The sequence below is a fragment of the Carnobacterium sp. TMP28 genome, assembly GCF_047553015.1.
Taxonomy (GTDB): Bacteria; Bacillota; Bacilli; order Lactobacillales; family Carnobacteriaceae; genus Carnobacterium_A.
The window spans coordinates 1,741,105-1,756,569 of sequence record NZ_CP180212.1; the positions used below are offsets into that span (position 1 = coordinate 1,741,105).

General features: G+C 35.2%; 13 protein-coding genes. 3 read left to right on the plus strand and 10 right to left on the minus strand.

Features of this window, described 5'->3' with window-relative positions:
- Window positions 1–114 precede the first annotated feature (114 nt).
- From murB to ACMHYH_RS08330, 4 genes are all read right to left on the minus strand, one after another.
- A complete protein-coding gene (gene murB, locus ACMHYH_RS08315; protein WP_414838936.1) occupies window positions 115–1,026 on the minus strand; it encodes a UDP-N-acetylmuramate dehydrogenase in 912 nt (303 codons plus the stop codon).
- A gap of 159 nt (window positions 1,027–1,185) precedes the next feature.
- Complete coding sequence (locus ACMHYH_RS08320; RefSeq protein WP_414838937.1) at window positions 1,186–1,857, minus strand: potassium channel family protein; 672 nt, start codon at window positions 1,855–1,857, stop codon at window positions 1,186–1,188.
- A 12-nt stretch (window positions 1,858–1,869) separates the two neighbouring features.
- Complete coding sequence (locus ACMHYH_RS08325; protein ID WP_414838938.1) at window positions 1,870–3,249, minus strand: TrkH family potassium uptake protein; 1,380 nt, start codon at window positions 3,247–3,249, stop codon at window positions 1,870–1,872.
- Window positions 3,250–3,406: 157 nt separating this feature from the next.
- Window positions 3,407–4,309: a Gfo/Idh/MocA family protein gene (locus ACMHYH_RS08330; RefSeq protein WP_414838939.1), complete on the minus strand. Its 903-nt coding sequence runs from the start codon at window positions 4,307–4,309 to the stop codon at window positions 3,407–3,409.
- Window positions 4,310–4,426: 117 nt separating this feature from the next.
- Between ACMHYH_RS08330 and ACMHYH_RS08335 the strand changes: the two genes are divergently transcribed.
- Window positions 4,427–5,179: an exodeoxyribonuclease III gene (locus ACMHYH_RS08335; protein ID WP_414838940.1), complete on the plus strand. Its 753-nt coding sequence runs from the start codon at window positions 4,427–4,429 to the stop codon at window positions 5,177–5,179.
- Between the two features lie 58 nt (window positions 5,180–5,237).
- Here the strand turns inward: ACMHYH_RS08335 and ACMHYH_RS08340 are convergent, their stop codons facing one another.
- From ACMHYH_RS08340 to ACMHYH_RS08350, 3 genes are all read right to left on the minus strand, one after another.
- Window positions 5,238–5,954 (minus strand): GntR family transcriptional regulator, encoded by a 717-nt coding sequence (locus tag ACMHYH_RS08340; protein WP_414838941.1) that lies wholly within the window; start codon window positions 5,952–5,954, stop codon window positions 5,238–5,240.
- 248 nt (window positions 5,955–6,202) lie between these two features.
- Complete coding sequence (gene celB, locus ACMHYH_RS08345) at window positions 6,203–7,495, minus strand: PTS cellobiose transporter subunit IIC (protein ID WP_414838942.1); 1,293 nt, start codon at window positions 7,493–7,495, stop codon at window positions 6,203–6,205.
- Window positions 7,496–7,770: 275 nt separating this feature from the next.
- Window positions 7,771–9,159 carry a glycoside hydrolase family 1 protein gene (locus ACMHYH_RS08350; RefSeq protein ID WP_414838943.1) on the minus strand — a complete coding sequence of 463 codons (1,389 nt, stop codon included), beginning with the start codon at window positions 9,157–9,159 and terminating at the stop codon, window positions 7,771–7,773.
- Between the two features lie 488 nt (window positions 9,160–9,647).
- Here ACMHYH_RS08350 and ACMHYH_RS08355 point away from each other — a divergent pair, with 488 nt between their 5' ends.
- Together ACMHYH_RS08355 and ACMHYH_RS08360 are read left to right on the plus strand one after the other, a co-directional pair.
- The gene (locus ACMHYH_RS08355) at window positions 9,648–12,281 is read left to right on the plus strand and encodes a cation-translocating P-type ATPase (protein ID WP_414838944.1); all 2,634 of its coding nucleotides are present in this window, start codon (window positions 9,648–9,650) and stop codon (window positions 12,279–12,281) included.
- A 146-nt stretch (window positions 12,282–12,427) separates the two neighbouring features.
- Window positions 12,428–12,961 (plus strand): 3'-5' exonuclease, encoded by a 534-nt coding sequence (locus ACMHYH_RS08360; protein ID WP_414838945.1) that lies wholly within the window; start codon window positions 12,428–12,430, stop codon window positions 12,959–12,961.
- Between the two features lie 54 nt (window positions 12,962–13,015).
- On the opposite strand, the gene tsaE is transcribed toward ACMHYH_RS08360, so the two are convergent.
- The 3 genes from tsaE to pta form a co-directional block, all read right to left on the minus strand.
- On the minus strand, window positions 13,016–13,489 hold the full coding sequence (gene tsaE / locus ACMHYH_RS08365) for a tRNA (adenosine(37)-N6)-threonylcarbamoyltransferase complex ATPase subunit type 1 TsaE (RefSeq protein WP_414838946.1): 474 nt from the start codon (window positions 13,487–13,489) through the stop codon (window positions 13,016–13,018).
- A gap of 143 nt (window positions 13,490–13,632) precedes the next feature.
- The gene (locus tag ACMHYH_RS08370; protein ID WP_414838947.1) at window positions 13,633–14,268 is read right to left on the minus strand and encodes an NAD(P)-dependent oxidoreductase; all 636 of its coding nucleotides are present in this window, start codon (window positions 14,266–14,268) and stop codon (window positions 13,633–13,635) included.
- A 163-nt stretch (window positions 14,269–14,431) separates the two neighbouring features.
- Window positions 14,432–15,415 (minus strand): phosphate acetyltransferase, encoded by a 984-nt coding sequence (gene pta, locus ACMHYH_RS08375; protein WP_414838948.1) that lies wholly within the window; start codon window positions 15,413–15,415, stop codon window positions 14,432–14,434.
- Between the last annotated feature and the right edge of the window lie 50 nt (window positions 15,416–15,465).

The following is a 15,465-nucleotide window of genomic DNA, read 5'->3' on the forward strand; positions in this document are numbered from 1 at the left end:
TACGCACAAATGCGTTTACTCATCCCTTCTAATTATAGTTTTTATCAAACTAAAATCAATAAAAAAATCAAAACCAGAAAATAAATTCTGTTTTTGATTTTTTCAGCTATTCGTTTATTGTGATAAGATATTTTCACCGATGATACGAACTTCTGGTACAAGTTCGACCCCTGTACTTTCTAAAATAATCTTTTGTACATGCGCAATTAAGTCAATATAATCTGTTGCTGTAGCATGATTAATATTCACAATAAAACCAGCATGTTTCTCTGAGATTTGAGCGCCTCCGAATATTTTACCTTGTAACCCAGCTTCTTGGATTAATTTACCTGTGAAATATCCCGTTGGTCGCTTAAATACACTCCCACAAGAAGGGTATTCCAAAGGTTGCTTAGATTCACGTAAAAGAGTTAATTCTTCTATCCGCTCTTTTATTTCGCTTGTTTTACCTTTTTCTAAGTGAAACTCTACTTCCAAAACAATATCTCGTGTTTCTTGTATTGCGCTGTGACGGTAACGAAATTCAAGATCTTTATTTTTTAATTCCTTTACTTCACCCGAACGAGTTAAAATCGTTACCGTGTCAATCACTTCACTAACTTCGCCTCCGTAGGCACCAGCATTCATAAAGACTGCTCCACCAATACTACCGGGTATCCCGCAGGCAAATTCTAAACCTGTCAACTCCGCGTCTAGGGCTGCGTAAGAGGTATCAATTAAGCGTGCTCCACTTTGTGCAGTAATACGTGTTTTTGAAATAGAAATGTTATTCATTTCAGTCAAAACCATTACCACACCATGTATGCCACCATCTTTTACAATCAAATTACTGGCGTTGCCTAAAACGGTTAAAGACAAGTTATTCTCATTGATCCATTCTACTAACTCAACTACCTCAGATTTTTCTTGAGGCAATACTAATATATCTGCCGGTCCGCCTGTTTTTGTGTAAGTGTAAAGGGACAAAGGTTCTTTTTCTTTTATGATTGAATTAGGAAATTTTTCTTTCATTTTTGTTATTAGCATTGCATAATGACCCCTCAAAATTAATTTACTAATTAACATTCTAACATGCTAAGCCAGTACTTGAACAGTTTTTACCCTTTTTCTCATACCACTCTTAGACTTTGAAATAAGGAGAATTAAATAACTCTAGCTTTTTTCTTCCGTCTACTTTTCAATCCACTATTTTAATTTATTCAGGTAATCGTATTGTTCGAATATTTCAGATTCTGCTATCCCTACTATGATATCGTCGTTTTGAATAACGTAGTCCGGCCCAAACGAAACATCCAATTTTCTGATTGTTTTTTTTCTGATACCAATAATATTCATCTCGTATCGCTTTCGTAAATCTAATTCTTCCAAGGAACGACCAACCCATTTTATAGGTGGATAAAACTCAATTACAGCGTATTGCTCATCTAAGTCAACAATATCTGTAATGTTTCGTCTTAGCAAGCTTTTAGCTACTCTTTCGCCCATTTCTTTTTCCGGACGAACAACGGTTGTTGCTCCTACAGCAGTTAAAACTTCCATAAACATTTTGTTTTTAGCTTTGGCAATAATTTTATCAATATTTAACTTTTTACAATTCATCACTGCTAGAACACTAGATTCAAGACTCGTTCCAGTAGCAACGACTACAACGTCACAATTTTCAAGTCCGATATTTTTTAAAAAATCTAAATCAGTAATGTCTCCTTGTATCGCTTCTGTAACAAAAGGTTCTATTCTATTCACATTGCAAACATCTATGTCGACGGCTATCACTTCGCAGTCAAATTCGCTTAATTCTTTAGCAATGGACGATCCAAATATACCTAATCCTAATACACCAATTGTTTTTGTAGGCATGCATTTTTTCTCCTATCCAATTAAAATATTTGTTTTAGCATAAACACGTTCTTTTCTTTTTCCTTTTCTTCTAACAAGACTTAGGAAAATTGTAATTGGCCCTATTCGCCCAATAAACATTAAGAACATCAAAACAGTTTGACCAATTCTGGATAGTTCTGGCGTTAAATTAACACTCACCCCAACTGTACCAAGTGCTGAAACTGCTTCGAACAATAAAACGACGAACGGTTGATCTTCAACAATTAGCAAGATACTAAAGCCTGTCATCAAGCAGGCAAAAAAAGTAAAGACGACTACAATTGCTCTACGGATTGTTTCTACAGGAATCGAGTGGCTTGCGTAGTTAACATTATTTTGACCTCTTATTTCATTTATGACTAATAAGATAACCAATGCAAAAGTGGTTGTTTTGATTCCTCCGGCTGCACCACCGGGAGACCCGCCAATAAACATTAAAAAAATAAAAAATAGTAGTGAGAATGGTAACACGTTTGCATAGTCAATTGTCGCAAAACCAGCCGTTCTCATTGTTACAGATTGGAAAAAGGATACCATTATTTTTTGAGAAACAGTGTAATTTCCAATTGAAGAAGCATTATTCCATTCTACGACCATAAACATCATGGTTCCTGCAGCTAATAAAATAGCAGACATATTGATGGCTAAACGTGTATGGGGTCTTAGTAAACGATACATCTTTTTGAATCCTAATTTCTTTTTGTTTTTAATAATAGAATACACGTTAAATGTTACGTCGAACCAAACAGAAAATCCAATTCCGCCTAAGATGATCAATGTTGCGATAACTAAAGTTACCAGTGGATCATGGACATAATTTTGGAGACTACTTGCTCCCATGTTATCAAAGCCAGCATTACAAAAACCTGAAACAGCTAAAAATAAAGAGGTAAATAGACCTTTAGCCCACCCAAAATCAGGAACAAATCGCAGTGCTAAAAAAAACATACCGATTCCTTCAATGATTAAGGTGTATCTAAATATAGATAAGACATACGTTTTAAAATCGCCTAGTTTTTCTCGATTTAAAGCTTCTTTGACTGCCAGTGTATCCGTATAACTCATCCTTTTACCCATTCTCATTAAGATAGTTGCAATGATTGTCATTAGCCCAAGTCCACCTATTTGCATCAAAATAATGCAGATAACTTGTCCAAAAATCGTATAGGATTCAGATACTGGAGTAGTCGACAATCCTGTAACACAAGTTAAAGAAACAGCTGTAAATAAGTTATCGAAGTACGTATTTTGCGAAGTAACCGCTGTACTAATAGGTAAACTCAATAATAATGAACCAATAAAAATAACAAAAGCAAAACTGAAAGCTATCCGAGTCGATATCGATAGTTTTCTAAATTTATCTGATAACATGAAGGCAACCTCTTTCTTGTAAATCTTAGACGCATAAATGTATTATAGACTCATCGATAGAAAAGTAAAGCCTATTAGTAAATTACTCTAATAACAGAGAATCATTGCGAACAAATCTAGTTCTTTTATTTTCTTTCCTGCTTGCTACGACTGATTTTTATTGCTTAGTATGAACAATCTTATCACACAATTGATGGGATAATAAAGTCGTTTGGGTTGAGACAGGATTAATACCTGACTCAACTGCTGCTAAAAATAAGCGGATTAAAGGGGCGAACCCTCTTTTTTCTAGTGTTGGTTCCCAGTCGCCAACTTGTTGTGTGGTCTGTACACCATTCACATCACTAGAATAGTCTGTTAGGTTGATCACACGATGCATTCCAGTAGGAGAATGAATCTCAGCAGATTCGTAATTCGCACCAGAAACATAATTCATCGATGCAATACAACTAGTTTTTTCTGTTGTTAAATGGACTACACAGTTTTTTAATTCTCCATCTTTTTCTTTCACACTAAAAGATACATCTAAAATAGGTCCATCTAATAGGAATAAAGCCGTATCCAATACATGAATAAACATATCGTAAATAGCAAATTTAACAGATCCCGTACTATTTGGCTTTGTTTTTTGAATAAAAATCATATTTTTATCTGGAACATCTTTTAATTTTTGAATCATTGGAGCAAATCGTCGATTAAAGCCAGCTGTAAGTAAAACTTGCTTTTGCTCAGCTAGTTGAATCAATTCTTCCACTTCTTTTAAGTCTTCACTAATTGGCTTATCTACATAAACATGGATACCATTTTCGATTAATTGCTTAACAATTTTAGCATGTGTATGAGTAGCTGTATGAACAAAAGCCGCTTCTACACCACTTTCAATAAGGGATTCTATAGAAGAATGGAGATTCGCATGATTGTATTGGTTGCCAATTGCTTGAAGTTTTTTCTGGTTACGAGTGTAAAGATGCCATTCTACTTTATTTTGCATCATCATATCGACAGGTAAATAAGCTTTTTGTGCAATACCACCTAGTCCAATTATACCAACTTTTAACATCTTTATTCCTCATCTCTATTTATTATTTTTTCGTTTTTTCTATTCCCTAAATGTACTATTTTTATTCCTTCCTGTACAATAAAACTAAGACGTTTAGACGAAAGGGGTTTGTTTCTGATGAAATTTATTTCATGGAATGTAAATGGTTTACGTGCTGTTGTAAAAAAAGGATTTATTGATATTTTCGATGAACTTGATGCAGATTTTTTTTGTTTACAAGAAACGAAATTACAAGAAGGTCAAATTGACTTAGACTTACCTGGTTACCATAGTTACTGGAATTACGCAGAAAAAAAAGGGTATGCTGGAACAGCTATTTTTACTAAACATAAACCAAGTAGTGTTTCTTATGGCCTCAATAAAGAAGAACACGATAATGAGGGACGAGTTATCACTCTTAGCTATCCTGAATACTATGTTGTCACTTGTTACACACCTAACTCAAAAAATGATCTAGCTCGTTTAGACTACCGAATGAAATGGGATCAAGACTTTTCTGATTACCTAGCTAAATTAGATCAAGAAAAACCTGTTATCTTTTGTGGAGATTTAAATGTTGCTCATAAAAATATTGATTTAAAAAATTGGAAAACCAATCATAAGAGCCCAGGATTTACGAATAAGGAACGAGCTAATTTTACTGCTTTACTTGACAGAGGGTTCATAGACACATTTCGTTATTTTTATCCTAGTGAAGAAGGTGCTTTTTCATGGTGGAACTACCGGTTCTATGCTCGTAAAACTAATGCTGGTTGGAGAATTGATTATTTTTGCATTTCTAATCGGCTTGAAAACCAGTTATCCGATGTAAAAATCCACTCAGATATTATGGGTTCTGATCATTGTCCTATAGAGTTGATTCTGAAATAAAATAGAAGAGATAAAGCATCTTAATCCTATTAAACATAGGTTAGGATGCTTTTCATTATTAGTTGCTTCTATTAATATCTGAGATAGTGTAGCTTCGTGTATCGTACCGATGACGACTTCGAGAATATTCAAATGGGCGCCCATCTTTCAAATAAACAACTTGTTCTACTTCTAATATTGGATCGTCTGCTTTACAATTCAGGTACTCTTGATCATAATGAGAAGATTTATCTGCATGAATCTTTCTAAATGCACCACCAAAATGTAAATCTAGTTCTTCATGAATGTAACGATAAATAGATTGTTCTAAAATTTCTTCTGTTAATCCTACTACTAAATCAATTGGCATGTACGTATGCTCTAAAACATAGGGCTCACCATCTACTACTCGTAATCTAATCAATTTATAAACAGGTTGATTTTTTTTAACCATTAACTGTTTCATTATCTCTTCTGAGGGAAATTCTACATTAAATTCAATCACTTTACTCGTAACTTTTTTTCCACTCAACTGTTTGGTTAGTCCTTCATATTCATTCACAGCTGAATCTTGTTGATTTAACAGCGCAGTTTTCATTACAAATGTCCCCGAGCCACGCTGGCGGTAAATGAGTCCCTCCATTGCGAGAATATCTAAGGCTTTTTTCATTGTCATACGGCTGACTTCAAACTCTTTGGCTAAACTAATTTGATCCGGAATAAGGGATTCAATAGGGTACGTACCTGTTACTATTCGTCGTCTCATCTCATTAGCGATGGCTTCATATTTTACCATTTTCGTACCTCCTCTTACATTACGCTTATCATACCGTATACTACTTGGAAAGACTAGTCTTTTAAAAGTGAACTTCCACTTTTTTAGCGGTCTTATTCACTAGTATCTTTTTTTTGCTAATCATCCATTAAAAAACAAATAAACAGTTGAGGCTCATTCTACAAAAAGGGATGTCTTTTATTAGATTGTGTAAAAAACCAAAAAAAGGACTAATCGTTTTGATTAGTCCTTTTTTCACTACTTTCTAATTATCCTTTTTCAGGTTCACTCATTTTTATCTGATTCAAGTTAGCACGGTCAATTAATTTCAAGAATGGGAACCAAATTAACCCAATAAGAGCCATATCTATGACTTGGAGTACTCCACCCATGAATGAACTTGTAGCCATAATACCATTAATAACAACAGGTATTGTCCATGGTACTATTACTCCCGTTGGAATTGGAAATATTCCTGCAACCATTACAGCATAGTTAAATGCAGTCGCTACTAATGGTGCTAAAATCCAAGGAATAAAGATTGATGCATTTAGTACTAAAGGCATACCGAAAATGAGTGGTTCATTTACGTTAAAGATTGCAGGTCCTAAAGCTAAGCGACCGATGTCTTTGTTTTGCCTACTCTTCATAACAAATGCTAATAATAACACAACAATCAAGGTACTTCCGGATCCACCCATACCAACAGTATAAATTTCCATAAATGGTTTGGTTACAATATGTGGTAAAGCTTCACCAGCTCTGTAAGCATCAAGATTTTCTAAAGCTAACGTATTCCAGATAGGATCCATTACTGAGTTAACAATAATTTGACCATGTAATCCGAAGAACCATAGGAATTGAACTAAGAATACAGCAATCAATGTAGCAGGTAAACCACTACCAAGAGCTGTAAGAGGCTGTTGAATAGCAGAATAAACAACATCATGTAAGTTTGTATCAAAGAATCCAATGACGGCTCCATTAAGTAATAAGAAAGTCGTTAAAGTAATAAGAGCAGGTAACAAAGCTGCAAATGAATTAGCAACTGCTGGTGGAACACCTTCAGGCATTTTAATGACGAAGCCTTTTTTAACCATTCTTGTATAAATTTCTCCAGCAACAAATGCTGCAATCATGCCGATAAACATCCCTTTTGCACCTAAACGATCTAATGTTAGTACACCAAGCACTACTTCTCCTGATTCACTTAACATTGAGAACGGTGTCAAAATCAAGTAAGAAGCCAGTGAAACAGCTCCACCAAAGATACCCTCAACCTCGTATGATTTACTTAAATAATACCCAATACCAAACGTGACAAATATAGTCATAATTGACATCGTTGCATTTTGTCCGTTCCCAAACAAGTTTCCTAAAGTACCTTTTGTTGCGTCACTGAAAAATGGCAAATTATTTAATACAACTACAATAGATCCAAACATGGTAATAGGAAAAGCAAGCATAAATGCATCCCGCAAAACTGTAAGGTAACGATTTTCTCCAAGCTTTCCGGCAATTGGAAGTAATTTATCACCTAACTTATCAATAAACTCATTCATTGATAGTTCCTCTTTTCTTTAATTTTTTTGCTGACTGATAACCGGCCTAGTTTGAGTCAGTCTTTTTTTGAAATCGATTACAATAAAAGAATACCATTTTATTTTTTATATGTCTAGTCTTTTATTTAAAAAAGCTTTTCATTAATGTTAATCAATTTAGTCATACTGTTGTATGCACCATCTGAAAAGTATGTATGTTTAGTCGAATCAATCAAAAAAAATCCGATTGAGAATAAACTCAATCAGAATTTTTGTCTGTTTATTAAGGAGTTGAATTAAAATCCATTTTGACTTGTCATTTCTTTAAACCAATGACCACTTTTTTTAATCGTCCTCTTTCCTTCTTGATCTAAATCAACTGCAATAAAACCATAACGGTTTTTATAAGCGTTCATCCATGACCAGTTATCCATACACGTCCACATATGGTAACCTTTTACATTGCTTCCTTCTTGAATTGCTTGATGAACATAAGCTAAGTGGTCCTTAACAAACTCAATTCGATAATCATCTTCTATTACGCCTTCTTCATTGATATAGCGTTCTTCATTTTCAACACCCATCCCATTTTCAGAGATGAAGCATCGAATATTCCCATAATTTTCTCTTAGATTTGTTAAAATATCGTAAATACCTTTTTCATAAATTTCCCAACCACGGTAAGGATTCATTTTACGTCCAGGCATAATGTAGTTATCAAAATAGTCATCTGGCATTGGTCCTTGCGCTAATTTTTCACGAGATTCTTTTGCCTTAATTCTTCTTGGTTGATAATAGTTTATGCCTAATAAATCAACCGTATTTTCTTTAATAATCGTTAAATCGCTTGGTTCTGTATTTGGTAAATGATCAATTGTACGCAATAAATCTACTAAATCTTTTGGAAATTCTCCTTTTACTGCAGAATCAAGAAAAGAACGATTAAAAAATGCATCCGCAATGGAAGCAGCTTTTACATCTTCGGGATTTGTCTCATCACGTGGATAACTTGGCGTCAGATTCAAAATAATTCCAATCTCGCCGTCGAGTTTCATTTCATGGTAAGCTTGTATCGCTTTCGCACTTGCAAGAACCTCATGATAAGCTACTTGAACGGCATCTTTCATATTGACTTCATTTGGATAATGAAATTGGTAAAGGTAGCCTCCTTCAACGGGAACAATCGGTTCATTATGTGTAAACCACTTTTTCACTCGATCTCCAAATAACTCAAAACAGGTTTTAGCAAATAATGTATACGCCTCTACTGTATCACGATTTAACCAACCACCTTTTTCTTGTAACCACATAGGCATATCAAAGTGATACAAGTTTATAAATGGTTCGATATCATTTTTAATCAGCTCATCAATAACAGTATTATAGAAGTCTACGCCTATTTGATTTACCTTTCCTGTATGATCCGGAAAAAGTCGACTCCACTGGATAGAAGTTCTAAAACTATTGTGTCCAGTCTGTTTCATTAACTGAATGTCTTCTTGGTATTTTTTATAAAAACGAGATGTTTTTTCTGGCCCTACTTGGTTAAAAAATTTTTCAGGTTCTTCTTTATACCAGTAGTCCCAGATGCTTTCTCCTTTTTTGTCTCCGTCATAACGACCTTCTGTTTGAGGGCCACTTGCTGCTGACCCCCACCAAAAATCTTTAGGAAATTGATAGTCCATTTTTTATTCTCTCCTTTTAGTTTTTATTTTTTATTTGTCTATACATTAACCATAAAACAATTATACATTTAAACGAAAGCGAATACAAGAATTTCTTATCTTTAGTCTGTATTATTTACACAATAAAGAGAAGAAATTATTTTAATTGCTTTATTAAAATAAAAATTATATACTATAAAAGAAGAAAAACGATAAACTACCTATTTTCATACATAAGGGAGTAACCGGCAGCAATGGCTGTGGCAACATCACCAACAAGTAAATTCGCAAAATTTACTGGTGTTGTCTTAAACGGTGAGACTTATGCACATTGTTTCTGTAAAGAAATAATTCTGCATAAGTCTCTTTTTTTATCGTTTTTCTCAAAAGAACCTTAAGGAGGTATTCTCATACCGGTTAACAAAGACCATTTGTTGGACTGTTTTCTAGTGTCCAGCCGATAAGCCAATATCTATTTCACTTTAAAAAAATAATAAGGAGTGTTCTACTTGAAGTATTACCAAAAAGAACAAAAAGATATTTTATCAGAATTAAATACGACAACCAATGGATTAAGGGATGAAGAAGTAACGAGTCGCCTTGAAGAATTTGGAACGAATGAACTAAAGTCAGTAAAAAAAGATTCAGTCCTAAAACTTTTTATAGAAACATTTAAAGATGCGATGGTTGTCGTTTTACTAATCGTAGCCGTTGTCCAAATTTTAATGGGTTCGGTCGTTGAATCATTGATTATTTTTGCCGTTTTAATGATTAATTCAGTTGTCAGTGTCGTTCAAACTAAAAAAGCTGAGGGCTCTTTGGATGCTTTAAAAAATATGTCTGCTCCAATAGCTAAAGTCATGCGAAATGGAGAAAAAATATCCTTAGCAGCTAATCAATTAGTGCCTGGTGATATTGTTATCTTAGATGCAGGAGATTATGTACCTGCAGATGGTCGGTTGATTGAAGCAGGTTCTTTAAAAATTGACGAAGGTATGCTGACTGGCGAATCTGTTCCAGCCGATAAAGACACCGCAACTCTTTCAGCTGTTGTTCCAGTTGGAGATCGTTCTAACATGGTCCATAGTGGAACGTTGGTTGTCTATGGTCGTGGTGTGTTTGTCATCACTGCAACAGGAAACCAAACTGAAATTGGACAAGTTGCTAACTTACTAGAAAATGCTATGACAAAACAAACGCCTTTACAGAAAAAATTAGATCAGTTTAGTAAACAACTTGGGATTGGGATTTTAATTCTTTCTATTCTTATTTTTGTTATTGAAGCTATTCGTATTTACTTTGGCGGTACAGCTAATCTTAGTGTCGATTTATTAAATGCCTTTATGTTTGCTGTTGCCGTTGCTGTTGCAGCGATTCCTGAAGCTTTACAGTCGATTGTTACGATTGTTCTTTCTATGGGGACCAACAAAATGGCAAAACGTCATGCGATTATTCGTAAGTTACCCGCTGTAGAAACATTAGGTGCAACGAGCGTTATTTGTACCGATAAAACAGGAACGTTAACACAAAATAAAATGACGATTGTTGATTACTTCTTATTGAATGGTCAATCTGCTCCTTTTAACGATAAACCAGAAACATGGACCTTTGATGAAAAACGTCTTATGCAGATTGCTGTTTTAGCTAACGATTCAACCATTAGTGAAACTGGACAAGAGTTAGGTGATCCTACTGAAGTTGCCATGGTTTCTTTCAGCAATAAAGTAAACCAGCCTTATGATGAACTACGTACAAAATACCCTCGTGTCGCTGAATTGCCTTTTGATTCTGATCGTAAATTGATGTCGACGGTTCATCAGATAGACGGTGAATCTTTAATGTTAACCAAAGGTGGGCCCGATGTTATTTTTAATCGCAGTACGAAAGTTTTAATTGATGGAGAAATTGTTCCACTAACTAAAGAGCGATTAAAAGTAATTGAAGATAAAAACGAAGCTTTTTCAGACCGTGCATTGCGCGTATTAGCATTTGCTTATAAACCTGTCACTGAAAATCAGACTATCCAATTTGATGATGAGAATGACTTAATTCTTGTTGGTATTATGGCTATGATTGACCCTCCTCGTGAGGCAGTTTATGGAGCCGTTGAACAAGCGAAAAAAGCCGGTATCAAAACGGTTATGATTACTGGTGATCACAAAACAACTGCTCAAGCTATTGCGCGTGATATTGGTATCTCACAAGAAGGCGATATTGCTTTAACTGGTCAAGAATTGGATGCATTAACAGAAGACGAACTAAATGAACAATTAGAGAAAATTTCTGTTTATGCTCGTGTTTCTCCTGAAAATAAAATTAGAATTGTACGAGCTTGGCAAAACAAAGACAAAGTCTCTGCTATGACGGGAGACGGTGTTAACGATGCTCCTGCTTTAAAACAAGCGGATATTGGTATCGCAATGGGAAGTGGAACAGATGTAGCTAAAGATGCTGCTGCTATGGTCTTGACTGATGATAACTTTGTTTCTATTATCAGTGCAGTTGAAGTTGGGCGTAATGTCTACGACAATATAAAAAAAGCCATTGCTTACTTATTTGCTGGTAACTTAGGAGCGATTATCGCTGTTGTTGCTGCATTATTAATGGACTGGGTAAATCCCTTCACTGCTTTACAACTCTTATTCATCAATCTTGTTAACGACTCTGTTCCAGCGATTGCTTTAGGTATGGAAAAAGGCGAGCCAAATGTTATGTTGCGTAAACCTAGAGATCCAAATGAAGGCATCTTTGCTGGTGAAACCTTAGTCTCTGTTCTTTATCGTGGAGCACTAATTGGTATTGCCGTTATTATTTCTCAATTTATCGGATTAGGTTATTCAAATGAAATGAGTGTTGCAATGGCCTTTACCACTTTAATATTAGCAAGAACCTTACAAACTTTCCCTGCTCGTTCTAATTCTCAAACAGCTATAGGAGCAGGATTCTTTTCAAATATCTATGTCATCCTTGCCGTTATTTTCTGTTTCTCTTTATATGGCTTAACTGTTATTCCAGGTATTCGTGAATTCTTTGCTATCCCTGCTGATTTTGGTTGGGTACAATGGAGAATTGCTGCTGGGTTAGCCTTTGGATCTGTTGTTTTAATGGAACTAACTAAATTAGTCGTTCGTAAAAAAGCTTAAAACCAAAAAGAAGCCTTGTCAGAATTGAGAAAACATCAACTGTTTTTCTCAATTCGCTTGGACTTCTTTTTTATTCTACTATCATTAGCCTTTCTGACTAAAAGCGACTATACTATTAAATGACTATCTTTTCGAGGAGGTAAACTATGAATTTTGTTGCATTAGATTTTGAAACTGCCAGTCATCAACGTCATAGCGCTTGCTCTGTTGCTTTGACGATTGTTAAAAATAGCCGCATTGTCGACCACTACTATACTTTAATTAAACCAGAGACAGAGTTCTCATGGCGAAATATCCAAGTACACGGTATTCACCCAGAAGATGTCCGATATGCACCGAGATTCGATCGTGTTTGGGAAGATATTAAGCCTTGCTTCAAAGAAAACAAATTAATTGTTGCTCATAACGTTCCCTTTGACAGAGGTGTTTTACAAGGGACTCTCGACTATTACCATATTGAACAACCTCATTTCCAGACGCTTTGTACCGTTCAATCTAGTCGTAAGCTGATCACTGGGATTCCTAACTATAAACTAAATACCGTTTCAGCTCATTTAGGTATCCAATTAGACAATCACCACCACGCCTTAGATGACAGCAATGCAAGCGCTGAAATTTTATTGTATTTAGAAAATCATTTTGGTACAGACCCTCTTAAGAAATTGGTTAAGCACGTTTAACTACCTAATTGTCACTTTAAAGAACCCACACTTTTTTTCGTGTCGGTTCTTTTTTTATTTATCTTCAAAAAAAAGATTCAATAATTGAGCGTACCTTTCTCCAACAGCATGAAAGAGGATTTCTCTTTCCATTAAGTCCTGTCCAGCTGGCTGAAGTTTGATTTGTAAATAGTCTGTTGGCAAATCTTCTGGAATGAATTTAGCCCATTCAACGATTGAAACGCCTTCCCCTTCAAAGTACTCTTCTAATCCTAAATCTGTTCCACCTGTTTCTTCTAGACGATAGACGTCCATATGATAGAGCGGCAATCTACCATCCAAGTATTCACGAATAATCGTGTAGGTCGGACTTTTGATAACTTTCTTAATTCCTAATCCAATGGCTAATCCTTTGGTAAAAGTTGTTTTTCCAGCACCTAGATTTCCTTCTAATAAAATTAAATCACCAGGTTCTAGAAATTTTGCTAGTTCTTGTGCAACTTGCTTTGTTTCTGATTCATCGTTTGCATAAAGTCGATTCAATTTCATCCCTCTTATCTCTGTTCCTATTTTGCTACGTGCTTTCCCCTTATGATTATAAGGGATGAAACCTAAAAAAGCGAAACCATTCCATCAATAAACCAGTATTCTTTAGCCCTTAACGGAATAGTTTGTTTGATTTTTTGTTCTTCCTATTTACTACAAAAAGTTATTCTTCTATTTTCAAAAGCTTTATTCTCAATCTCATCCACTAAGGCAAGAGCATAATCTGCGTAACTAATCTCACTTTGTCCCAAGTGGTTAGTCAAAAGAAAATCAGTGCCCAATTGATAGCTGCCAATTCGATTTCCGTCTGGGATAAAATAGTTTGAAGGACTTATATATGTCCAGTTCAGATTTTTAGCAGCCAGTAATTTTTCTAACGATTTTTCCATATGATAAGCAGCAGGCTTTGAGCTGTGAGGAAAATCTTCCATCTCAGATAGGCGCATACCTGTTTGTCTGTCTACGATCAAACTACCTGAACCACCTACTATAATTAATCTTGGCTTATCGTGACCTTCTAATAAAGAAATTAAGTGATTGATACTTTTTTGATGTAGCTCTTCTTTTCCTTGAGATGGCTTAAAGGCATCTACTACAACATCCAATCCTGCAAGATCTTTATAAGATAAATCAAACAAATCTTTTTCTACAACTTCCCAGTTTTGTTCTTTTAATTTGCGCGCATTTCGGACTAGTGGAACGACTAGATGGCCTCTAATAAGGGCTTCCGCAGCAATACGAGAACCTGATTTCCCCGTAGCTCCTATGATTCCTATTCTCATGATTTTTTCCCCCTTCATTTCTTCTCTTCTTCTATTATAATGAGTTCCTATCTGTAAGCGCAAACATTCCCTCTTAAGTATCTGTAAATCTAAGATAGATTGAAAAAATAATCAATATAAAAAAGCAAGGCCTAATGAGAAGCTTTGCTTTTTTAACTGTTCTTTATTCGTTCATTAAACTCTGTGTAGCTGTAATAATCGCTAATTTATAAACATCTTCTTCGTTACATCCACGTGAAAGGTCAGAAATAGGTTTATTTAAACCTTGTAAAATAGGCCCAATTGCTTCAAAGTTACCAAAACGTTGCGCAATTTTATAACCAATATTTCCTGATTGCAATTCCGGGAAAACAAAGACTGTTGCTTGACCTGCGACAGTAGAGTCTGGTGATTTTTGTTGTCCAACAGATGCGACGTATGCAGCATCAAATTGTAACTCGCCATCAATTTCGTAATGAGGAGCTAATTCTTGAGCAATTCTAGTAGCTTCTGCTACTTTAGTTGCTTCTTCTGTTCTAGCTGATCCTTTAGTTGAAAAACTTAACATCGCTACTTTAGGCTCAATACCAAATAGCTCAGCTGTTTTTGCACTTTCAACAGCAATTTCTGCTAATTCTTGAGCATTTGGATTAACATTGATTGCACAATCTGAGAATAAGTATTTTTCATTATCACGACCACGTAGCATAATAAACGCACCACTCGTGCGACTCACACCAGGTTTCGTTTTAATGATTTGCAATGCTGGACGTACTGTATCACCAGTAGAATGGATGGCTCCACTAACTAGTCCATCAACTTTACCCATATATGTTAGCATTGTGCCGAAATAATTCTCATCTTTAATCATTTCTGCTGCTTGCTCAGTTGTTACTTTCCCTTTACGACGGTCTACAAGAGATTCAATCATTTCTTGAGCGGCTTCATAATTATTTGGATCAACAATTTCAATATTGTCTACATTAAATCCACGTTTTTTAGCAACTTCTTTGATTTCTTCTGGATTACCAAGTAAAACTGGTTGGATAAGTTCTTCTGCTTGTAAGCGGACAACTGCTCCAATAATACGAGGTTCTGTTCCTTCTGGAAAAACAATACGAATATTCTTCCTTACAATATTAAATTTTAAACCGTCAAATAATTCCACGTTAATTCCCTCCACATTGTGTGTTTTTTCACTTCTCCTCTATCATACTC